Below are 21578 nucleotides of genomic sequence, written 5' to 3'. Positions count from 1 at the left end.
GTAAGCTCGTATCTGATATTAAAATGTAAACAATGTATATGTTATGCTTAATAAAATAATCAAGTATTTTTTGGAAAACAGAGTAATAACACTCTTATTACTTCTGGTTGTCCTGATATGGGGGCTGATTACAGCACCCTTCAATTGGCATCAGGGGGTTTTGCCAAGTGATCCTGTTCCAGTCGATGCGATCCCAAACATTGGAGAGAATCAGCAAATCGTGGCTACGGAATGGATGGGAAGGTCTCCCAAAGATATACAGGAACAGATTACCTATCCACTCACGACCGCCTTACTGGGCATCCCCGGCGTAAAAACGATCCGGAGCAGTTCGATGTTCGGAATGTCCTTCCTCTATGTAATTTTTGAGGAAGATGTAGAGTTTTATTGGAGCCGTTCCCGTATTCTGGAAAAACTGAATTCATTGCCTGCCGGCACATTACCATCCGGCGTAACGCCTACACTCGGACCGGATGCCACTGCTTTGGGTCAGGTATTCTGGTACACACTGGAAGGACGAAATCCAGAGACCGGAAAACCTGCCGGTGGCTGGGATCCGGATGAACTGCGTACTGTGCAGGATTTCTATGTAAAATATAATTTGGCAGCATTGGAGGGGGTTTCCGAAGTAGCTTCCATCGGAGGTTTCGTAAAAGAATACCAAGTCGATATCAATCCAGATGCGATGCGCGCATACAATGTATCCGTAATGGATATCATGTCGGCTATCCAAAACAGCAACCTGGATATCGGTGCAGAGACAATCGAAATAAACAAGGCGGAATATCTGGTGCGTGGATTGGGGTATATAAAGAGTGTAAAAGATTTGGAAGATGCCGTGGTCACCGTTCGAAACAATGTACCTGTAAAAATTAAGGATGTTGGTTTTGTCAATTTAGGGCCTTCCACGCGGCGTGGCGGATTGGATAAGGAAGGCGTTGAAGCTGTCGGCGGCGTAGTGGTTGCCCGACATGGCGCAAACCCAATGGCTGTCATCAACAATGTCAAGGAAAAGATTAAAGAAATGGAGGCAGGCTTCCCTCAAAAAACGTTGGCGGATGGTACCATCTCAAAAATTACCGTTGTACCCTTTTACGATCGTTCCGGTTTAATTCAGGAAACGATCGGAACGTTAGAAAATGCGCTGGCACACGAAATACTGATTTGTATTATCGTTGTCATCGTTCTGGTCGTCAATCTGCGAGCATCCATTCTCATATCCAGTATTCTGCCCATTGGTGTGCTGGCGACCTTTATCATCATGAAACAAATGGGAGTCGAGGCAAATATTGTGGCTCTTTCGGGAATCGCAATTGCCATTGGGGTCATGGTAGATGTCGGAATCGTCTTTATCGAAGGTATCCTGCGGCATATGGATGAAGAAAAAGCCAAGGGAATTGATAGTCGGGGAAAAGCCTTTATAAACTTGATTTCCCGGGCGGTTTCAGAAGTTTCCGGAGCGTTGTCAACGGCAATGCTCACCACTATCATCAGTTTCTTGCCTGTATTCATGATGGAAGCACAGGAAGGAAAACTGTTCGGTCCATTGGCTTATACCAAAACCTTTGCCTTGGTATCAACGTTTGTAGTGGGAATTATCTTATTGCCCACACTGGCGTATTATGTTTTTTCGATCCGGATAAATGGAAATAAAATACGTCGGTTAGCCAACTATGTTTTGGTGGTAGCCGGTATCGGCCTTTGGATCTATTCAGGTATTTTTGTGGTGTTCGCATTGACTTTGATCGGAGTCAACAACCTGTTTACACCAAGATGGAAAGGAGAAAAAATTGCCAACTACGTTAATGTAGCTATCACACTTTTTGTAGCGATGTATTACCTGACGGTTGAGTGGCTGCCACTCGGCACACAGGCAAGCACCACACTTAACTTTGTGTTCGTATTCTTTGCCATTGGTTCCATCCTGGGAATGTTATGGGCATTGGTGATCTATTATGAACAGATCCTGCGTTGGTCACTTTCCAACCGGTGGAAATTCATGGCCATCCCTATCATTACTTTATTATTCGGAATGTTAGCATGGATGGGCGTAGAGAAGAGTTTTGGTTTTGTTGCAAATGGCTTCGAAAAGATAGGTTGGAAGTCATTTCGGGAGACTGCCTTCTGGCAAAAATCCACCGAAACATTTCCCGGTATCGGGGAGGAATTTATGCCAAGCCTCAATGAAGGTTCTTTCCTTTTGATGCCCACCAGTATGCCGCATACTGGGATTGAACAAAACCTGCAATTGATCAGAACACTTGATAAACGTATTCAAAACATACCGGAAGTCGAACTTATCGTAGGAAAATGGGGCCGTGTGAATTCTGCACTTGACCCGGCACCTACCCAAATGTTTGAAAATACCATCAATTATATACCTGAGTATATTTTGGACGAAGACGGTCATAGAGAGCGGTTTAAAACCAATAGTGACGGGCATTTTGAACTGATTAACGGAGATACCTACCATATAGATCAAGGATTCAGACAAATTCCACGAGATAGCCTTATCATAGATAAAGGCGGCAAGTTCTTCCGCCAATGGCGTCCCGAGATAAAAACGGCGGACGACATTTGGCAGGAGATTGTCAATGTTTCGCATTTGCCGGGCCTGACTTCCGCACCAAAACTGCAACCCATTGAAGCAAGGCTGGTCATGCTTTCTACCGGTATGAGAGCTCCCATGGGTTTAAAAGTATTCGGGCCTGACCTTGAATCGATAGAAGCGGGCGGAAAAGCATTGGAAACTGCCTTGAAAGACATACCATCGATCATGCCATCTACGGTCTTTTACGACCGTGCAGTAGGTGCACCTTATATCGAAATCCATCTGAACCGGAATAGAATGGCCAGATACGGTATTACCGTTGCCGAGCTTCAGGAAGTAATCAGTGCAGCCGTAGGCGGTATGACATTGACCAGCACGGTCGAAGGTCGGGAACGGTTCCCGGTTCGCCTGCGCTATCCGCGTGAGTTGAGAGATGATCCTGAAGCTTTAAAAAAAATAATCATCCCTACAGCCACTGGCGCACAGATCCCATTGGGGGATGTAGTAGACATCGAGTACGCCAAGGGTGCACAGATGATCCAAAGTGAAAATACGTTTTTGTTGGGCTATGTCATCTTTGACAAAATAAGCGGTAAAGCTGAAGTTGAAGTCGTCCGTGAAGCCGATCAAATCTTACAGGAAAAAATCGCATCCGGAGAACTAAGTTTGCCTAACGGAGTGACTTATAAATTTGCTGGCAATTATGAACAACAAGAGCGTGCCGCAAAAAGGCTAATGCTTATTATACCACTGAGTTTGTTAGCCATTTTAGTAATTCTCTACTTTCAGTTCCGAACGGTTACAGCATCGTTAATTCATTTTTCCGGTGTTTTTGTAGCACTTGCAGGTGGCTTTATTTTATTATGGCTTTACGGGCAGCCCTGGTTTATGGACTTCTCTGTCGGAGGGACAAATATGAGGGATCTGTTCCAGATGCACAGCATCAATCTCAGCATTGCCGTTTGGGTAGGATTTATCGCCCTGTTCGGACTGGCGACGAGTGATGGTGTATTAATGGGAACATACATCCACGATACATTTGAAGCACGGAACCCCAGAACAAAAGATGAAATACGGGAAGCAGTCATATACGCAGGCTTAAAGCGTGTCAGACCGGCAGCGATGACCACTGCTACAGCACTGATCGCCTTACTGCCTGTCCTGACCTCTACCGGTAAAGGTGCGGAAATCATGGTACCAATGGCCATCCCGACTTTCGGCGGCATGCTAATCCAATCCATGACCATGTTTGTGGTTCCGGTATTCCAATGCTGGTGGAGAGAATCTGCCACTAAAAAAGAAAATAGGAAAAATAATAAAAATATAGCGAATGAAAACGAATAAGATAAATCGGTATATAACCGTGGCTGTATTAACAAGCTTAAGCATTTTTTCGCAAGCTTTAGCCCAAGACTACCCCACCGATTCGCTGTCCTATTATATACAAGTCGCAATCGAAAATAATCCGGGTGTAAAATCACAAAAGTATGCGCATGAGGCATACCTTGAAAAAATTCCGCAAGCCGGAGCATACCAAGACCCCGAATTGTCCTTGGAAGCATATACGATGCCTATGGAAATTATAGGAGGGCGTTCTATTGGAAATGTGAGCTTGATGCAAATGTTTCCATGGTTTGGCACGAGAAAAGCAGCTCGCACAGAGGCTACACATATGGCCAATATGCAATATCAACAGTATCGGGAAGCCATAAATAATCTGATCCTTCAGGTCAGCACACAGTGGTACACGATGCAAAAATTGAATGAACAATTGAGGAATAACCAAGAAAACAAAGCACTCTTGGAGCAATTGGAACAATTGGCAATACGGAAATTCTCTGCGCCCTCAAGCACCTCACAATCAAGTGCAGCACCCGTTGTAAGCAGCAATACGCCTTCCTCAACAACCAGCTCTAGCACTCCATCGGGTATGGGAGGGATGAGTATGGGAGGAGGCAATTCAGCTCCTGCTACTAATCAGAATATGAGTATGCCGTCCGGTGGTGGCATGGGAGCAATGGAAGGTGGCTCCGGATCGGGTATGTCAGAGGTGCTTCGTATCCAATTGGAAATCGCTGAAATTGAAAATAACATTGAAAGTTTACATGCCCAGATCAAAGCCGAAAAAGCGAAATTCAATGCATTGCTGAACAGGGAAGCCAATGAAGAAGTAATGTTGGGACAAGAGATCCACAAGCTGAATTTTTTATATAGCGAGGAAGAAGCGCTGAGGGTTATTGAGACAAACAACCCCATGCTTGAAATGATTACCGAAGAAGGATTGGCATTTAAGGCAAAAGCGGAAATGGATCGGAAAATGAGTTACCCTATGATTGGTATCGGTGTGGAATACATGGTTGTGGGAAAGACGAATAATTCAATGCTGGCAATGGACGGGATGAACGGCAAGGATATGGTCATGCCCATGGTTTCAGTGAGCCTGCCGCTCTTCCGTAAAAAATACAATGCCCAGCAAAACGAAAGCAGGCTATGGCGAAAATCAAGCGAAGAGAACTTTAAAAACACCTTCAACACTTTGAAAAGCGAGTTTTACAGTCTCAAAAGCCAACTGGATGATGCTCAGCGTGCCATCGAGCTGTACGAAAAACAAACTACGCTCGCCCAAACGACATATAACCTGATCGTAAAAGAGTTCGTTACAGGCAAAAGTGACTTGACCAACGTTATTCAGGTGCAGCGGCAATTATTGGATTATCAGCTTAGGAAAGCTGAGGCCCTTGCAAACTATAATACGATGGTTGTGTCAATTAAAAAATTATTAGCAGACCATAAATAATGCAATTATTTTAAAATTCTTAGCAATGAATAAACTGAAAAATATTTTTAGAAATAAGGCGGTAACTTACGGGGTTATATTATTGTCCGGACTACTGCTTGGCTGGGCGATATTTGGCGGGAATTCGTCCCATGATCACAGTCATGATCTTGAAATGGAAGTGACCGAGGAAGGTGAAACCGTTTGGACATGCTCTATGCACCCCCAGATCAGAATGGACAAACCGGGTAAATGCCCTTTATGTGCAATGGATTTAATCCCATTGAAATCTTCCGGAGGAGGTGATGACGTGATTGACGATGACGCTATCCTGATGTCCGAAGAGGCCATCGCATTAGCGAATATACAGACTTCGGTTGTCGGTCATCAAGATGCTGTCAAAGATGTGCAGCTATACGGAACCGTTCAGGTAGATGAGCGTTTACAACAATCCCAAACATCGCATGTTAATGGACGTATTGAAAACCTCTACGTAACTTTTACTGGCGAATCCGTGAAAGAAGGTCAACTGATAGCCAAGATTTATTCGCCTGATCTGCTGACCGCACAACAGGAATTATTGGAAGCCGCAAAATTGCAGGATATCCAACCGGTATTGCTTGATGCTGCAAAAGAAAAGCTGCGTTTATGGAAGGTGTCAGAAAATCAGATAAGTGAAATCCTTGCATCTAACAGCGTTTCACCTTATGTAAATATATACGCAAATACAAGCGGTGTTGTCACATCAAAAAATGTAAACCAAGGAGATTATATCAACCAAGGAAGCGTATTATACACTATTTCAAACCTTTCAAAGTTATGGGTGATTTTTGATGCTTATGAAACCGACTTACCTTTTTTGAAAGTTGGGGATCAATTGGAATATACTTTACAGAGTGTGCCCGGAAAAGTATATAAAGGGCGGATAGCCTTTATTAATCCAATCATTGATGCTAGCTCGAGAACTGCAAAGGTTAGGGTTGAAGCCGATAATATAGACCGTAATCTAAAACCAGGGATGTATGCTACAGGACGTACTTCAGCTCCTTTGAAAGGAAAGGGTAAAGAGATAGTCATTCCCAAGTCGGCGGTTTTATGGACAGGGAAGCGCTCCATAGTTTACGTAAAACAGCCAAATACATCCACGCCTGCTTTTAAACTTCGGGAGATCGTCTTGGGCCCCTCATTGGGCGACCAATATGTTGTTATGTCGGGGCTGGAAAATGGCGAGGAAATCGTGACCAAGGGAGCTTTCACCGTTGATGCAAGTGCCCAGCTGGAAGGTAAAATCAGTATGATGAATAACGATGGCGCAGCATCGGCTGCCGGACATCAGCATGGCGATGCTCAAACCAATGTCAATAAGACCCATGATATGTTGAAAGTATCAGGAAATTGTGAAATGTGCAAAAGCCGGATTGAGAAAGCGGCGAAAAGTGTCAAGGGGGTGATTTCCGCAAACTGGGATGTTAATGCCAAAGTTATCCATTTGGATTTCGATTCAAAAGTAACCTCAAAAAGTGCCATAAGCAAAGCTATTGCTAATGTTGGTCACGATACAGAGCTGGACAAGGCTCCCAAGGCGGTTTATGACGGACTGCCGAGCTGTTGTCTGTATGCCCGTTAACCATTAATCATTTAAATTAGTTCGTTATGGAAGGCATAAGAAAAAAAAATGCAATTTCTAAATCAAAACTAGTCTTTATGGTTTTGCTAGCTGTTTTATTATTAATTCAGCTAGTAAGACCTCAAAAGAATACATCAGACTCTCCTGCAGGAAAGGCTTTTGTTGATACCTTTCAAGTTAGTGAACAGGTCAATGCAATTTTGGCTGTTTCTTGTTACGATTGCCATAGTAATAATACGAAGTATCCTTGGTACAGTGAGATTCAACCCATGGCATGGCTAATGGATAAGCATGTAAAAGATGGAAAGGAAAAGTTGAATTTTGATGAATTGCCTTCTTATGGTTCCCGGAGACTAAATTCAAAATTTACGCAAATTACCAAGCAAATTGAACAAGATAAAATGCCATTAACCTCTTATTTATGGATGCATGGGGGTGCTCGTTTGAGCAATGAAGATAAGAAATTATTAGTCGATTACTTTAATTCGTTAATGGATAATGAATAAATTTAGCGTATAAGCTGAACAGGTTAAAACTTCGATTTGCGTGTTAAAATCATCGCAAATTAAATATTGTGAAATATTCTTAAAACTGTTATTATGAAAAAATACACATGCCCAATGCACCCCCAGATACTTAAAGATGAGCCAGGGAAATGTCCACTTTGCGGAATGGATTTAGTTCCAATGAGTGGAGCAAAAAATGAAGCTCACAGCCATCACGGACACCATCATCATCACGACCATAAAGAACATTCCACACATAGCGACGAACATAACCATCATCATTCCGATAGTGGTTACGATAAACACGAAGGACATCATACCCACGATTTCCTCAAACGTTTTTGGGTAAGTTTAATCATTACCGTTCCCATTTTGCTCTTATCGCAAATGATACAGGAATGGTTTGGTTTCACGGTTGCTTTTCCTGGAGATAAATATGTGCTATTGGCGCTGGGAACTTTTATTTACATCTATGGTGGAATGCCATTTCTGAAAGGAATGGTAGGCGAGATAAAAGCCAAAGCTATTGGGATGATGACATTGGTGGCAATCGCTATTTCAGTCGCTTACATCTATTCGGTTGCCGTCGTTTTTGGTCTGCCGGGAATGGACTTCTTTTGGGAACTGGCAACTCTTATCGTGATTATGCTTTTGGGACATTGGTTAGAAATGCGTTCTACTATGGCAGCTTCAAAAGCATTGCAGTCATTGGTGGCACTTTTACCAAACGATGTTACGGTGGAGCGAAATGGTGAAACCATAAAAATAAAACTCGAAGACCTAAAAAACGGTGAAACCATTATCATCAAACCCGGTGAAAAAATTCCTGCCGATGGAACGATTGTAGATGGCGTTTCTTATGTAAACGAAAGTATGCTTACGGGCGAAAGTGTTCCGGTAAAAAAAGAAAAAGACGGAAAAGTAATTGCAGGTTCTATCAATGGCGAAGGTGCGTTAAGTGTTACGGCAACAGGAGTAGGCAAAGACAGTTACCTCAATAAGGTAATCAACTTGGTTCAGGATGCACAGGCAGCAAAATCGAATACGCAAAACCTTGCCGATAAAGTAGCTAAATGGCTCACCTTTCTTGCTATTGCAATAGGCGTAATCACTTTTATTTATTGGCTCAGCAGTAGCGGAGATATTGCGTTTGCATTGGAAAGAATGGTTACAGTAATGGTTACGGCTTGTCCCCACGCTTTGGGTGTGGCTATTCCGTTGGTGGTTGCCATTTCTACAACGCTTTCGGCTACCAATGGTTTGCTCATTCGCAATCGTACCGCATTTGAAACTACCCGAAAACTATCCACGATTATTTTCGACAAGACAGGAACGCTTACCAAAGGCTCTCACGCAGTAGAAAAAGTGATCCCACTTACTGATAAATATTCTGCTGATGAAATGATACAATATGCAGCAGCCGTTCAGCAATATTCCGAACACCACATTGCAAAAGGTATTTTGAAAATGCTGGCAGAAAGAAACCTTGAACTATGGAAGTCGGAGAATTTCAGCTATATGGCAGGCATAGGTGTCAAAGCATTAGTAAACGGAAAGGAAATAGTAGCAGCAGGACCTAATTATTTCAAACAAAATAATCTTACAGAGCCTGAAACGCCCAAAGAAATCAATCAAAGCATTGAAACAGTCAACTATGTTTTTATTGATAATGAAGTTATCGGTATTATCACGTTGGCAGACAGCATTCGTGAGGGGGCGCAAGAAGCCATTGATGAGTTAAGAAAGATGAGTATCAAATCCATTCTGCTTACAGGCGACAATGAAAAAATTGCAAAAGCAGTTTCTGAACAATTGGGAATGGACGACTATATCGCCAACGTACTGCCTCACGAAAAGCAGGAAAAAGTCAAGCAATATCAAGCGAAAGGTGAAATTGTTGCTATGACTGGAGATGGGGTCAATGATGCACCTGCATTGGCACAGGCTAATGTCGGAATCGCTGTGGGATCAGGAACAGATGTAGCTGCGGAAACAGCTGATATCATCCTAGTAAACAGTGACCCGAGAGATGTGGTAAAGATGATTGACTTTGGAAAACGGACATATAAAAAAATGGTTCAAAACCTGCTTTGGGCAGTTGGTTACAATATGATAGCCATACCACTGGCAGCAGGCGTGCTTTATCCGAGTTTCGTTTTAAGCCCTGCAATGGGTGCGGTTTTGATGAGCATAAGTACTATTGTGGTTGCCATAAATGCAAGCCTTTTAAAAATTAATAAATGAAAATTCTGAAATGGATATACAAAATATTTTCTCAAAAAAACTGTTGCCGATAACATTGATGCTCTTGGCAACAACTTCTCTTTTCGCACAAAAAGTAGTGCGATACGATTTATATGTAAAAGACACATTGGTAAACTATGCCGGAAAAGAAAAAAGAGCCATTGCAGTAAACGGTCAAATTCCGATGCCAACGCTCACTTTTACAGAGGGCGATACTGCTGAAATTGTGGTGCACAATCAGCTAAAAGAAAGTACATCACTACATTGGCACGGGGTATAGTTGCCCAACCAGGAAGATGGCGTTCCGCTTCTAACACAAATGCCGATAGAACCAAACACCACACACGTGTACCGATTCCCGGTGATACAAAACGGAACCCACTGGTACCACAGCCACAGCGGATACCAAGAACAAATTGGAATGTATGGATCACTCATTTTCAATAAAAAAGAAAATGATGTCTCTTTCAGAAAAGGCATAGATGATCTGCCTACCATTCCAGTAATTATCAGCGAATGGACGGATTATAAACCTGAAAACATCCAAAGAATGTTAAGCAATGCCAGCGATTGGTTTGCTATAAAAAAGGATGCTACACAAAGTTATGCCGAAGCCATTCGTGAAGGACATTTCAAGACCAAACTCACCAATGAGTGGAAACGGATGCTGGCAATGGATGTGAGCGATGTTTATTATGATAAATTCCTCATAAACGGAGTGCCCGAAAGCCAACTATCACAGTTCAAAGCAGGAGACAAAGTGAGGTTAAAAATATCTAATGCAGGTGCCTCGACTTACTTTTGGCTCACCTATGCGGGTGGTAAAATTACAGTTGTAGCAAACGACGGAAACGATGTAGAGCCTGTAGAAGTAGATCGGCTCATTGTGGCTGTCTCAGAAACCTACGACATTGTCGTCACCATTCCTGAAGAAGGTGTTTCTTATGAACTCTTGGCAACTGCCGAAGACCGTTCGGGTTCTGCTTCGCTCTATGTAGGTTCAGGAGTAAAACAACTCACTACCCCGTTGCCAAAGCTCAAGTACTTTGAAGGAATGAAAATGATGAATGATATGATGAAGATGAACGGCGATATGCACGATATGGGAATGGAAATGAGCCTGCAACAAATGGATATGAATACCGTGATGTACCCTGAAGTTTCTGGGCAAAACGATCATCATCACGGACACTCAAACGCAGAAAATCATCAGCAACACGAAAACCATACGGCCAACACTACTGAACTAGTAACACTCAATTATGGAATGCTGAAAGCGACAGAAAAGACTACGCTTTCAAAAGATTTACCAGTTCGTGAAATGCGCTTCGAACTCACTGGAAATATGAACAGATATGTGTGGAGTATGGACAATAAAGTGTTTTCTGAAACGGATAAGATATTGGTAAAAAAGGGTGAAATCCTCCGTATCACCTTATACAACAACTCGATGATGCGACATCCGATGCACTTACACGGGTTTGATTTCCGCGTGTTGAATGAACACGGCGACTATTCCCCTCTGAAAAATGTCTTAGACATAATGCCGATGGAAACCAACGTGATAGAGTTTGCAGCCAATACCGAAGGTGATTGGTTTTTTCATTGTCACATTCTTTATCATATGATGGCAGGTATGAATCGGGTTTTTAGTGTAGGAGAATTACACAACCCACTACTTCCTAACAAAGAAAAAGCATACAGAATGCTTAAAAGAGAAAGTAATATGCGTATGTATTTTTAGAAAATGACTTCGCTACCAATGGAAACGACGGTATGTTCAGAGTGCAAAATGCACGTTGGAATCTTACCTCGGAGTGGCGTTTGGGATATTCTGCACAAAAAGGTTATGAAGTAGAAACGCATTTAGGCAGATACGTAGATAAAATGCAGTGGTTTATGCCTTTTGTAGGTTTCGATTGGCGTTACCGTAAAATTGGAATGGACGAACACGAAACTAATCTTTTTGGACAAAAGAATGGCAAAGACCAACGTGCCGCTATCAGTTTGGGTTTTGTATATACATTGCCAATGCTCGTTAACTTTCAGGCAGAGATCTATCACGATGGAATTGTCAGATTGTCTTTGATGCGTGAAGACATTCCGATTTCTAAAAGGGTTCGAGCAGGCTTTATGGTCAATACCGACAAGGAATATATGGGAGAACTAAAATACATCATCAACAAAAATATGGGTATTCGTACTCATTACGATAGCGATATGGGCTTTGGAGTTGGACTATCATTGAATTATTAAAGTTCTGCAATTGCAAGCATATTGCCAAAGCCACACTAGCCAACGCTTTGGCAAAGAGCTTGCAAAACCGACTCAATACAAGATTGTTTTAAAAAATTCCCGATCCTTTAAAAAAGTAAAAAACGCAAAATGCAACACACAACCGACCTGACAATGAAACAAAAACTCAGTACTGACAATGGTTTGCAAAGACTGGCAGACAGAACACCAGCCGGTAACAAGGTATTGCCAAAAGCGGGGCTGAACGGTTTCGATTGAACATTTGTGCAAGGTTCAACTTTCGTTCTTCGATTATGCTTTTGTGCTAAAAATCCCCGCCTTCGGCAATACCCAAAACGAACTCTACAATGCGATACTTAACGAAACGCCTTCAGAGAATATTATTTTCATGGGCAATTCTTGCGGTGGAGGCATAGCACTGGGATTTGCCCAAAAACTAAGGAATGAAAATAAGCCACAACCTTCACAAATTATTTTAAACTCCCCCTGGCTCGATATTACATTAAGTAATATGGATATTATCGAGTTGGATAAAAAAGACAAGCTATTAGGCATTAAAGGTCTTAAAATGGCTGGAGCTTTATATGCTGCAGGAATAAATCCAATAGACTACAAGGTGAGCCCTATCTTTGGAGATTTCTCAGGTCTTGGAAAAATTTCCATATTTATCGGTACCCATGATTTGCTCTTTGCCGACGCCCAAAAACTCAAGAAAAAACTGGAGCAACAACAAATCGCGGTCAACTATTTTGAGTATCCTAAAATGTTTCATCTTTGGATGGCTTTAACCAATATGAAAGAATCCCAACATGCTATTCGTCAGTTAGCAAAATTGATCAACACTAAAGACGAATAGGTTATTTTCAATAAAATAACAACGAGCTAATAGGTTAAAAGTGATCCGTCCAACTATTGACAAATACTTGAGATTTGTAGCCCGTCTTTTTTATATTACTACTTAGTTTTAATTGCCCTATGACAAAAATCATGTCAGCAATATTGTTTAATTTCACTGATAAGCATGCTGTGTAGCATACGGACAGAAACACTGCCAACATTGCTTCTGTTGCTAACCTTCGGCCGGTATACGCAATATGAAATAATAGGAAGAAACAAAAATGATACAACAAGAATTTGCAAACAAAGCAAAGAAGATTTTGCAACAAGACGATAACGTTATTGGTGTGGCAGTTTCTGGCTCCTGGCTGACAAATGAAATTGATGAGTTTTCTGATCTTGATTTAATCATTGTAACACATCAAAGAATTTCCGATCACAAAAGCAAAATGCTGGATTATGCAAAAAGATTGGGGAATTTTTTGTCTGGATTTACTGGAGAACATGTCGGTGAGCCTAGGTTGCTCATCTGTCTTTACGACAACCCTCTTTTGCATGTAGATCTTAAATTTGTGACGTTGGAAGAGTTTCATTTGCGCATTGAAACCCCTACCATACTATTTGATAGAAATGGACTACTTGAAAAAGCCATTAATGATTCGCAAGCAGAATTTCCATACCCAGATTACCAATGGATTGAAGATCGATTTTGGACATGGATACATTATGCTTTACTAAAAATCGGGCGAGGCGAATATTTTGAAGCTTACGATTTTATGGGATTTTTGCGTATGGTGGTATTGGGGCCTTTACTTCATATAAAAAACGGCAACCTCCCTCGGGGCGTAAGGAAAATAGAATCCCAAATAGAGCGTGAAGATTTAGAAAAACTGAAACACACTCTTCCGGCATATAGCAAACAATCACTACTAGATAGCTTAAGAAATGCTGTAGCTTTATACCGGCAACTTAGAGTAGTGCTATTTGATGATACCGTAATACTACATAAGAATACAGAAAAAAAGTAATGGATTATTTTGATAAAATTGAGAGCCAAAAATAATCAAACCGGATATTGATCAATCAAAAACCTAAGCTCTAGTTCCTGTAGCTATTTCGGCTAATGGAATACTAAAGAAGATACCCCCTATCCTTCTTCAGCTATGAGTAGCTACTAGCTGTAGTATAAAATTACAAGATAACTAAATTAGCCAAGAAACATAGTAATGAGATAGAGCTATACGGGATGGAACTTTTCTGGAACCATGTCCAGCATTTCCAAAAAGCAGTTGTTCCATTGACATGGTGACAAACAAGTAATTGGCGCGTTAAGATCTATTTTGAATCTTTCAGCAAGTGCCCTTAGCTGCCTTTTTCTGAAAATCTTCTTGAAAGCTACTCTAGTTGATACATTTGGATTACTCAACAAGCAAGAAACAAAAGCTAAATATTTTTGTTTGTGTTTTAAATCACAATTTCTCACATTCTTTCTCTTAATACATAACAAAGCTGATGTAACGGTGGGTGGTGGCATAAAGCTTTTAGCACTTACTTTATAAAGTAGCCTTAGTTCAAAAAAAGTATGGTAAAAAACAGCGAAGGGATTATACAACCTATTTGATACTAACTTTTGGGCTGCTTCCAATTGAAGTATGATAGAACCTCCAACAAAGTTTTCAGCATGCTCATACATTAGTATCTTGAGTATTTCAGATGTAATGCCATAAGGAATATTAGAAACAACTTTAAATGGCTTGCTTGGCATTCTATAATTTCTAAAATCACTACCGACAATTTTCACATGGTGAGCATTAGAAAATCGTAGACGTAAATATTTTACTAATGTCTTGTCCTTTTCAATCGCTATAACTTGGTCACACATTTTTACTAAATGAACTGTGAGAAATCCCTTTCCTGCCCCTATATCCAAAACAGTGTCGCTCTTATGTATGGTTGCTTGCTTTATCAAATCTGCTATTAATACTTTATCAATAGTGAAATGTTGTCCCGTGAGTCGAACGGGCAATTTGGATTTTGCCATAGGCCACATTTTACAGGTGAATACTTGTTATTCAGATCAGCGAGAAGTGAATAGACAGCATTCCCTGATAGTGTAGCCATCACACAGCTTCGTCATAAAAAACGAAAAAGCTCAGTGTGACAAGCACTTTTGCCACAAAAAAGAATTGGATTTATACAGGACTGTCTATCACTTAGATAGAAGTCCACAGTCTACAAAGACAAAACATAGAGGTATATATTTGCATTACTAAATCGCAAATTTAGTAACTAAGTTTGAAAATAAGCCGAAAGGTTAAGTAAAGGGATATATAGTAGTAAGAACTTGGAATATATAATGCACAAATAAATTTTGTTTTATCAACGACTCTTCCCAATTTTACTATTCAACATAACTTATAAAAAACAACCTCATGCTTGAAATCAGACCTAATTGCGAAAACTGCGGGAAATCCTTACCCTACGATAGTGAGGAAGCAATGATTTGTACTTTCGAATGCACCTTTTGTATAACTTGTGTTACCAAAGTTTTACATAATGTATGCCCGAACTGTGGTGGTGGTTTTGAAAAACGTCCGGTAAGGCCTGCAAGATTTTTAGAAAAATATCCACCAAGTAACAAAACACTTTTGCAGCCGATAGATAGGGAAAAATTTATAGAATTACAGGAAAAATATAAAGAAATACCGCCGAATAAAAGATAATCCCCGTACTTAAAATCCTGATGCCATCTATTACTTGGCATAAGCATGAACTAATACGCAAATGAGATGAAACAACAACCAAACAATTGGGATTTATTTCGCCCTTATTTTAAAGAAGAAAAAGTGTCGGCCAGGAAGATCCTTTTGCAGGAAGGTAAGATCTCTCGAAAAATGTACTTCATTGAAAAAGGATGCTTGCGCACTTGGATAAATAGTGATGGTAAAGAAATTACTACTCAATTTTTCTTCGAAGGCGACAGTGTTTCTTCTATAGAAAGTTTCAGAACCAACCAGCCTAGCCTGTACAGCATTGAAACCATTGAACCTTGCGTGCTGCAAACTCTCACCCAAAAAGAGTTTCAAATGATTGTGGAGCAGTCTCCCGAAATCAAAAAACAATTCGAAGAACATTTATTCCGACGTTTATTTCAGGCACAGCAACTGTTTTTTTCATACCTTAAAAATTCTCCCCAACAACGTTATGAAGAATTAATAACCCGGCATCCGCATATTGTACAACGAGTTCCACAGCATTATATTGCATCCTACCTCGGTATTACCTCTGTTTCTTTAAGTCGTATCCGCAACAGAAGGTAGCTTTTTTAGCACATAAGAACAATGGTTTATAAGAACATTTAGAATCTTAAAGACTCATTATCATCAAATGAACCTGAAAGAGATTTAGCAATATATACTTATACGATCAGGTAGTATGTGGAGGACAATGATAACCCGAGAATGGAATTTTCGATAAAAATAACCATACCATTCAATAACACCTTTTTCATCATTACAACTGCATTGCCATAAAATAGAGGTTTGCAATGAGTGAGCTCACTCAACAGTCCTTTTTTATTAACATTTGTTATCGTCTTCGCCTTATCCGGCTCTCAACTTTGCACTAAATTAAATTGTAAAAAATGAGAACCGTCATTGTATTCAATCACCCATATGAAGGCAGTTATTGTCATGCTATCCTGAGTGCTGTAACCCAAGGACTCACTAATGCCAAGCACGAAGTGGATATCATCCATCTGGATAGAGATGGATTTAACCCCCGAATGACTTCTGCAGATTTAAAAGCATTTGTAGAACATACAGCAGTTGACCCTCAAGTTATCGACTACCAACGAAGAATTAAGGCTGCCGATCACCTAATTTTCATTTTCCCGATTTGGTGGGATATCATGCCTGCTACTACCAAGGGATTCATCGACAGAGTTCTATCACCCGGCCTGGCATACGATCATCATCCTCGAGGATTCGGGCTGATCCCCTTATTAAAAAATCTGAAAAGTGTAACCATCATCACTACTATGAACAAGCCAGCCATCCTATACTCCTTGCTCATCGGAAACTTAATTAGAAAAGTAATGATAAAGAGTGTTTTCAAAACTATGGGTTACAAAAATGTAAACTGGATAAGCTTTACATCAGTGAAAAATGTAAGCCAAGAAAAAAGAGTAAAATGGCTACAACGACTAGAAAAAAGATTTTCAAATTTTCAATAATTAAATTTTCGTTACCATGAAACTTAACAGAAACTATATTACTCCCTTTTTATCTCTAGTATTCTTTGTGGTGGGAATATCGGGGCTATTCATGTTCTTCCATTTACTTGATGGCTATACCGAAGTTGTTCATGAAGTATTGGGTGTTTTCTTCATCGTGTGTGCCATTTTTCACATCATTCTAAATTGGAAAGCCTTAAAGGTTCATTTCAAAAAAAGAGTGTTTTTACCCGCATTACTATCAGTATTAACACTGTCGGGTATTATCATTGTTTCCGAAAGGATGTTCCCCCCAGTTGACTTACAAATAATGAACAGAATTGTACGAGCGCCAGTAAAAGATGCCTTTAATGCTTTAAATATAGATTACTATGAGGCTAAAAAGAGATTAAAGACGATCGGTATTGCGGTAGATGAGGCTCAATATTTTGAAGACCTATGGAAAAACACTCATGCTGATGCAGAAGAAGTAATCGATCTGATTTTAAAGTAAAGTACACACTACAAGCTATTATAAAATATATGCTATGTCTATGAGTATCTTAAATGGGATCAATTATGAACACTAATCAAAATAGCGGAGGCAACGCTGCAAGAGATTGGGTTTTCAGAAAAGTAATTTAGAAAAAGTATTCCTGCTCCCCTAGCGTCATTGAAAATACTGCTGCTGCATCTACACTGAACTATCCCATAGAAATCCGGATATAAGTAGGTATTTAATAAGTGGAGCTTTAGCAAATCCGGTTTTTAGCCTGTTATCCTATTATTTTCATTAACTTTCCGCTTTGAAGAATGGAACACTACGATTTTCTAAGGCTTTTTCACGATATCACCCAGGCCGACTATGAGCTGCTGACTCAAAACCTGAGAACCAAAACCTATAAAAAAGGTGAGCTTATCACTGTTCCGGGACAAATTCAAAGGGAGCTTTATTTTGTAAAAACCGGTGTGCAAATGTCTTTTTTCGACTCGGACAATAAAATGCATGTGATGGCTTTTACCTACCCTCCCAACCTATGCGTGATTCCCGAATCATTTTCATTTCAAATACCGTCCAAATATTTTCTCACCTGCCTTACAAATAGCGAGCTGGAGTACATTACTTATGATGAGCTCCTGAGATTATTCAATCAATCGCAGCAAATTGAGCGCCTTTTCCGACGCATGACAGAAGCGGTGCTGGCAGGTTTAATTAACCGCCATATTGAATTGCATAGCATGAGCATTGAGGAAAGATATAAAGCATTTTGCAAACGTAGTCCACATTTGCTGCAACTTGTCCCCCACAAATACATTGCGTCCTATCTAAACATTGATCCCACCAATTTTAGCAAGCTATTTAATACAGTAAAATTTTAATATTGGTGTAGACCAACATTCGTTTTGAAAACAGTCAGGAATTTTGCGGTATAAATTTAAACGCATGGAAAATCGCTGGCTGGACAAATCAGAATACCCGTTCACATCGAACTATTTTAATGTTAATGGGCATAACCTGCACTTTATCGATGAAGGTGAAGGAGAACCCCTACTGTTTGTTCACGGCACTCCTTCGTGGAGCTTTGATTTTCGTAATGTAATCAAAAAATTAAAAGCAACCTACCGTTGCATAGCTATTGATCATATAGGCTTCGGACTTTCGGACAAACCCCAACACTATGATTATTCTACACAAAACCACAGTCTTACACTTGAGAAATTCATACTGGATCAACAGCTACATGATATCACTCTGGTTGTGCATGATTTTGGAGGTCCCATCGGATTAAATTTTGCTATCCGTTACCCACAGAAGATTAAGCGCATCGTTATTCTGAACTCCTGGCTATGGAGTAGTAAAACAGATCCGGATTATAAAAAGATGAGTAAAATACTGAAGAGCCCGTTGCTACCTATATTATACCGATGTTTAAACTTTTCGCCTAGATGTATATTACCCAAATCGTTTGGAGATCACAAACTCTCGAAAAGGTTACTTAAACAATACACCAAGCCTTTTGCTGAGAAAAGCCAGCGAAATGGGCCCCTAGCATTTGCAAAATCATTGCTCAATGATCAGGATTGGTTCGAAGAGCTATGGAGTGCACATCACACAATTTCTGACAAACCCACATTACTCATTTGGGGCATGAAAGACCCTGTCATAAAACCACATTACCTTAGCAGATTTGAACATGGTTTTAAGAATGCTTCTATAGTGAGGTTAGCTACGAGCGGCCACTTTCCGCAAGAAGAAGAAGCTGACAAGGTAGCCGAGGCCATATTTGATTTTCTCTCCAAAGAGAAAAGAATGGCTACTAAGGCCAATACATCTGGGCGTTAAGTTTTTTGATTCTATCTGCAACTTTATGTATCATTGGGGTGCGGAATTATAGTACCGAAAACACCGTCCTACGGCGTCTTCTTTAGTCGTAAAACCTCCCTAATATCGGTTTAATCAATTAAGCTATGATAGAAATATATCATCTCAACTGCGTTAAAATTGTATCCCCTATCAACGATAATGTATGTGGCCATTGCTTATTGATTAGGGAAAATGATAAACTGGTTCTGATTGACACCGGCATCGGACTTCAGGATACGCTACATCCCAAAGAAAGAATAGGACAAGAACTAATTGATCTGGTAGGGTATCAATTTGATGAAAATATCACCGCAATACGCCAAATTAAAAAACTGGGATTAGATCCTGAAAACGTGACCGATTGCATTGTTACCCATCTGGATAACGACCATGTTGGAGGGTTAGCCGACTTTCCAAAAGCCACCGTTCATGTGAGCAATGAAGAGCTAGAGAACTTTAATTCCGGAAATCCAAGATATCTCAAACTTCCATTGGAGCATCATCCTATTATCAAAACCTATGGCTGCTCTGACTTTAACTGGTTTGGCTTTGAAGCAAGAAAAGTCAATATTGATATCAACACCGACATCTATTTAATACCTCTTTTCGGACATACTATGGGACAATGCGGTGTATCTCTTAAAGCAAATGACAAGTGGCTTTTTTATGTGGCTGACGCGTATTATATGCGCGTAGAACTTACCGATGAGCGGCATCCTGTAAACGAATTAGCACAATTAAGGGCTGATGATAATATTTTAAGGCTGGCATCGCTTGATAAAATACGCAAACTTGTAAACGACCATCCCGAAATTGAAGTTTTTGGTTACCACGACATAGAAGAATTTCATCGTTATTCCCAATCAAAATTGTAGGCAAGCTATTCCTCTCAATAATGCGCTAGGAGTTGTAAAATATCGCTCAGATAAAACGATATAGCTAGAGTGTTTATCTTAATTTAGCTGCAAATTTAAAATTTGTAGATTCCTAACGAAGAAAAGCAGCTAACATTATGAAAAAGGCATTTGCAATTATTGGGTTTTTATTATCGGGTGGTTTAACCATATTAGCACAAACGCACGTACAGCCGCTGGCCATTGGCGTCACCGAGAAATTAGAATCAGTCGTACTGAGAGAAACCAGAACCATTAATATTTATCTGCCCGAAGAATACAATGTAGATGATACTATCACCTAACCCGTTATTTATATCCCCGACGGAGGTATTGAGGAGGATTTCATTCACATCACAGGTATTGTAAGATTTAATACCCAACCTTGGATTGCCCGCTTTCCTAAATCTATTGTAGTAGGAATTGAAAATGTCAATCGCCGACGCGATTTTACCTTTCAAGTCGCCAATCTGGATTTTGTTGAGAAGATGGGCTTCTCAAAAGAAAACTTTCCCAGCTACGGAGAATCTGCAAATTATATCGCCTTTTTTGAAAAAGAACTATTGCCTTATATTGAAAAAAAATACAAAGCTAATACTAACCGCACCATTATCGGCGAAAGTCTAGCAGGACTTTTATGTACAGAAATTTTACTGGAAAAAACATCTTTGTTTAATACCTATATTATCATCAGCCCTAGTCTTTGGTGGGGTGACGCCATACTCTTAAAGCAAGCAGATAGTTTATTTAAGATGCAATTAAATCCACACACAAAAGTCTTCATTGCCGCACCCAATAAAAAAGAAGATCTAAGCATGTATAATCAAGCAAGAGCACTTTATAAATTACTAAAAAAGCATCCCCGCCTTATTACGCATTTTGATTACTTACCTGATGAGCTGCACTCCACAGTGATGCATTAGGCTGTATATAACGCGTTTAAACGGCTCTATACTAAAACTGTTTACTCCAAATAGAAAAAATTACTTGCATCGCAACAGAAACACTTATATGCTTAGTTTTTCCCCATCTCAATTATAGTGGCCACAAGTTTATATAGTCCGAAACACACCACCTCGTATCCCAGTCATTAGATATGATAAAGTAGATCGTTTTTCTAAAGCTGTTCGTGAAGCCGGAAGATAGATGTTTCAAACAGCAAGGAAAGATTTGCTGATTTCTCCTCAGATTGAAACAATATCCCCCATTATTGAGATAATTTTCTTAAATTGGAGCATAAAATCAACATCAGTTGATTAGGAGCCCTCCCTATCAGTCTGTTGTTTTGATAATTCGCAGCCTCATTCATA

The 21578-nt window shown here is 40.1% G+C and carries 20 protein-coding genes and 1 pseudogene; 20 read left to right on the top strand and 1 reads right to left on the bottom strand.

Annotation, left to right across the window (positions count from 1 at the left end):
- Nucleotides 1–43 precede the first annotated feature (43 nt).
- The 11 genes and pseudogenes from PIECOFPK_RS09400 (at nucleotide 44) to PIECOFPK_RS09350 (ending at nucleotide 13825) form a co-directional block, all read left to right on the top strand.
- Nucleotides 44–3895 carry an efflux RND transporter permease subunit gene (locus PIECOFPK_RS09400; RefSeq protein ID WP_409965704.1) on the top strand — a complete coding sequence of 1284 codons (3852 nt, stop codon included), beginning with the start codon at nucleotides 44–46 and terminating at the stop codon, nucleotides 3893–3895.
- The gene (locus PIECOFPK_RS09395; protein ID WP_409965703.1) at nucleotides 3882–5348 is read left to right on the top strand and encodes a TolC family protein; all 1467 of its coding nucleotides are present in this window, start codon (nucleotides 3882–3884) and stop codon (nucleotides 5346–5348) included. The genes PIECOFPK_RS09400 and PIECOFPK_RS09395 overlap by 14 nt, the downstream gene beginning before the upstream one ends.
- Before the next feature lie 25 nt (nucleotides 5349–5373).
- Nucleotides 5374–6954: an efflux RND transporter periplasmic adaptor subunit gene (locus tag PIECOFPK_RS09390; protein ID WP_409965702.1), complete on the top strand. Its 1581-nt coding sequence runs from the start codon at nucleotides 5374–5376 to the stop codon at nucleotides 6952–6954.
- Between the two features lie 26 nt (nucleotides 6955–6980).
- A complete protein-coding gene (locus tag PIECOFPK_RS09385; protein ID WP_409965701.1) occupies nucleotides 6981–7460 on the top strand; it encodes a heme-binding domain-containing protein in 480 nt (159 codons plus the stop codon).
- 93 nt (nucleotides 7461–7553) lie between these two features.
- The gene (locus PIECOFPK_RS09380; protein ID WP_409965700.1) at nucleotides 7554–9704 is read left to right on the top strand and encodes a heavy metal translocating P-type ATPase; all 2151 of its coding nucleotides are present in this window, start codon (nucleotides 7554–7556) and stop codon (nucleotides 9702–9704) included.
- A 10-nt stretch (nucleotides 9705–9714) separates the two neighbouring features.
- Nucleotides 9715–10098, top strand: a pseudogene (locus tag PIECOFPK_RS09375) (multicopper oxidase domain-containing protein); the annotation flags it as partial.
- Between the two features lie 27 nt (nucleotides 10099–10125).
- Entirely contained in the window at nucleotides 10126–11448 is a 1323-nt protein-coding gene (locus PIECOFPK_RS09370; protein WP_409966816.1) for a multicopper oxidase family protein, read from the top strand.
- Nucleotides 11449–11480: 32 nt separating this feature from the next.
- Nucleotides 11481–11960 (top strand): hypothetical protein, encoded by a 480-nt coding sequence (locus PIECOFPK_RS09365; RefSeq protein WP_409965699.1) that lies wholly within the window; start codon nucleotides 11481–11483, stop codon nucleotides 11958–11960.
- Nucleotides 11961–12089: 129 nt separating this feature from the next.
- On the top strand, nucleotides 12090–12218 hold the full coding sequence (locus PIECOFPK_RS09360) for a hypothetical protein (protein ID WP_409965698.1): 129 nt from the start codon (nucleotides 12090–12092) through the stop codon (nucleotides 12216–12218).
- A gap of 43 nt (nucleotides 12219–12261) precedes the next feature.
- A complete protein-coding gene (locus PIECOFPK_RS09355; protein ID WP_409965697.1) occupies nucleotides 12262–12816 on the top strand; it encodes an alpha/beta hydrolase fold domain-containing protein in 555 nt (184 codons plus the stop codon).
- Between the two features lie 262 nt (nucleotides 12817–13078).
- Complete coding sequence (locus tag PIECOFPK_RS09350; protein WP_409965696.1) at nucleotides 13079–13825, top strand: nucleotidyltransferase domain-containing protein; 747 nt, start codon at nucleotides 13079–13081, stop codon at nucleotides 13823–13825.
- 209 nt (nucleotides 13826–14034) lie between these two features.
- On the opposite strand, the gene erm is transcribed toward PIECOFPK_RS09350, so the two are convergent.
- Nucleotides 14035–14838 (bottom strand): 23S ribosomal RNA methyltransferase Erm, encoded by an 804-nt coding sequence (erm, locus tag PIECOFPK_RS09345; RefSeq protein ID WP_409965695.1) that lies wholly within the window; start codon nucleotides 14836–14838, stop codon nucleotides 14035–14037.
- A 391-nt stretch (nucleotides 14839–15229) separates the two neighbouring features.
- On the opposite strand from erm, the gene PIECOFPK_RS09340 reads away from it, so the two are divergent.
- From PIECOFPK_RS09340 to PIECOFPK_RS09300, 9 genes are all read left to right on the top strand, one after another.
- Nucleotides 15230–15520: a DUF1272 domain-containing protein gene (locus PIECOFPK_RS09340; RefSeq protein WP_409965694.1), complete on the top strand. Its 291-nt coding sequence runs from the start codon at nucleotides 15230–15232 to the stop codon at nucleotides 15518–15520.
- Between the two features lie 66 nt (nucleotides 15521–15586).
- On the top strand, nucleotides 15587–16117 hold the full coding sequence (locus tag PIECOFPK_RS09335; RefSeq protein ID WP_330975408.1) for a Crp/Fnr family transcriptional regulator: 531 nt from the start codon (nucleotides 15587–15589) through the stop codon (nucleotides 16115–16117).
- A 323-nt stretch (nucleotides 16118–16440) separates the two neighbouring features.
- Nucleotides 16441–17031, top strand: coding sequence for an NAD(P)H-dependent oxidoreductase (locus PIECOFPK_RS09330; RefSeq protein WP_409965693.1), 591 nt, complete (start codon nucleotides 16441–16443; stop codon nucleotides 17029–17031).
- 16 nt (nucleotides 17032–17047) lie between these two features.
- Nucleotides 17048–17524, top strand: a complete 477-nt coding sequence (locus tag PIECOFPK_RS09325; RefSeq protein WP_409965692.1) for a DUF4405 domain-containing protein — start codon at nucleotides 17048–17050, stop codon at nucleotides 17522–17524.
- Nucleotides 17525–17823: 299 nt separating this feature from the next.
- On the top strand, nucleotides 17824–18390 hold the full coding sequence (locus tag PIECOFPK_RS09320) for a Crp/Fnr family transcriptional regulator (RefSeq protein ID WP_330975411.1): 567 nt from the start codon (nucleotides 17824–17826) through the stop codon (nucleotides 18388–18390).
- 64 nt (nucleotides 18391–18454) lie between these two features.
- Nucleotides 18455–19354 carry an alpha/beta fold hydrolase gene (locus tag PIECOFPK_RS09315; RefSeq protein ID WP_409965691.1) on the top strand — a complete coding sequence of 300 codons (900 nt, stop codon included), beginning with the start codon at nucleotides 18455–18457 and terminating at the stop codon, nucleotides 19352–19354.
- Between the two features lie 125 nt (nucleotides 19355–19479).
- The gene (locus tag PIECOFPK_RS09310) at nucleotides 19480–20250 is read left to right on the top strand and encodes an MBL fold metallo-hydrolase (RefSeq protein ID WP_330975413.1); all 771 of its coding nucleotides are present in this window, start codon (nucleotides 19480–19482) and stop codon (nucleotides 20248–20250) included.
- A 137-nt stretch (nucleotides 20251–20387) separates the two neighbouring features.
- Nucleotides 20388–20573 carry a hypothetical protein gene (locus PIECOFPK_RS09305; protein WP_409965690.1) on the top strand — a complete coding sequence of 62 codons (186 nt, stop codon included), beginning with the start codon at nucleotides 20388–20390 and terminating at the stop codon, nucleotides 20571–20573.
- A 6-nt stretch (nucleotides 20574–20579) separates the two neighbouring features.
- The gene (locus tag PIECOFPK_RS09300) at nucleotides 20580–21191 is read left to right on the top strand and encodes an alpha/beta hydrolase (RefSeq protein ID WP_409966815.1); all 612 of its coding nucleotides are present in this window, start codon (nucleotides 20580–20582) and stop codon (nucleotides 21189–21191) included.
- Nucleotides 21192–21578: the final 387 nt, after the last annotated feature.

The sequence above is a fragment of the Chitinophagaceae bacterium C216 genome, from assembly GCA_028485475.2.
GTDB lineage: Bacteria > Bacteroidota > Bacteroidia > Chitinophagales > Chitinophagaceae > Niabella > Niabella composti.
The sequence above is the reverse complement of the archived record's forward strand: the minus strand, read 5'-3'. Positions and strand labels throughout refer to the sequence as shown.

Bases quoted from the DNA above. Each gene is read 5' to 3' on its own strand.
- PIECOFPK_RS09400 (WP_409965704.1), top strand. From the start codon at position 44: ATGCTTAATAAAATAATCAAGTATTTTTTGGAAAACAGAGTAATAACA.
- PIECOFPK_RS09395 (WP_409965703.1), top strand. From the start codon at position 3,882: ATGAAAACGAATAAGATAAATCGGTATATAACCGTGGCTGTATTAACA.
- PIECOFPK_RS09390 (WP_409965702.1), top strand. From the start codon at position 5,374: ATGAATAAACTGAAAAATATTTTTAGAAATAAGGCGGTAACTTACGGG.
- PIECOFPK_RS09385 (WP_409965701.1), top strand. From the start codon at position 6,981: ATGGAAGGCATAAGAAAAAAAAATGCAATTTCTAAATCAAAACTAGTC.
- PIECOFPK_RS09380 (WP_409965700.1), top strand. From the start codon at position 7,554: ATGAAAAAATACACATGCCCAATGCACCCCCAGATACTTAAAGATGAG.
- PIECOFPK_RS09370 (WP_409966816.1), top strand. From the start codon at position 10,126: ATGTATGGATCACTCATTTTCAATAAAAAAGAAAATGATGTCTCTTTC.
- PIECOFPK_RS09365 (WP_409965699.1), top strand. From the start codon at position 11,481: ATGTTCAGAGTGCAAAATGCACGTTGGAATCTTACCTCGGAGTGGCGT.
- PIECOFPK_RS09360 (WP_409965698.1), top strand. From the start codon at position 12,090: ATGCAACACACAACCGACCTGACAATGAAACAAAAACTCAGTACTGAC.
- PIECOFPK_RS09350 (WP_409965696.1), top strand. From the start codon at position 13,079: ATGATACAACAAGAATTTGCAAACAAAGCAAAGAAGATTTTGCAACAA.
- erm (WP_409965695.1), bottom strand. From the start codon at position 14,838: ATGGCAAAATCCAAATTGCCCGTTCGACTCACGGGACAACATTTCACT.
- PIECOFPK_RS09340 (WP_409965694.1), top strand. From the start codon at position 15,230: ATGCTTGAAATCAGACCTAATTGCGAAAACTGCGGGAAATCCTTACCC.
- PIECOFPK_RS09335 (WP_330975408.1), top strand. From the start codon at position 15,587: ATGAAACAACAACCAAACAATTGGGATTTATTTCGCCCTTATTTTAAA.
- PIECOFPK_RS09330 (WP_409965693.1), top strand. From the start codon at position 16,441: ATGAGAACCGTCATTGTATTCAATCACCCATATGAAGGCAGTTATTGT.
- PIECOFPK_RS09325 (WP_409965692.1), top strand. From the start codon at position 17,048: ATGAAACTTAACAGAAACTATATTACTCCCTTTTTATCTCTAGTATTC.
- PIECOFPK_RS09320 (WP_330975411.1), top strand. From the start codon at position 17,824: ATGGAACACTACGATTTTCTAAGGCTTTTTCACGATATCACCCAGGCC.
- PIECOFPK_RS09315 (WP_409965691.1), top strand. From the start codon at position 18,455: ATGGAAAATCGCTGGCTGGACAAATCAGAATACCCGTTCACATCGAAC.
- PIECOFPK_RS09310 (WP_330975413.1), top strand. From the start codon at position 19,480: ATGATAGAAATATATCATCTCAACTGCGTTAAAATTGTATCCCCTATC.
- PIECOFPK_RS09305 (WP_409965690.1), top strand. From the start codon at position 20,388: ATGAAAAAGGCATTTGCAATTATTGGGTTTTTATTATCGGGTGGTTTA.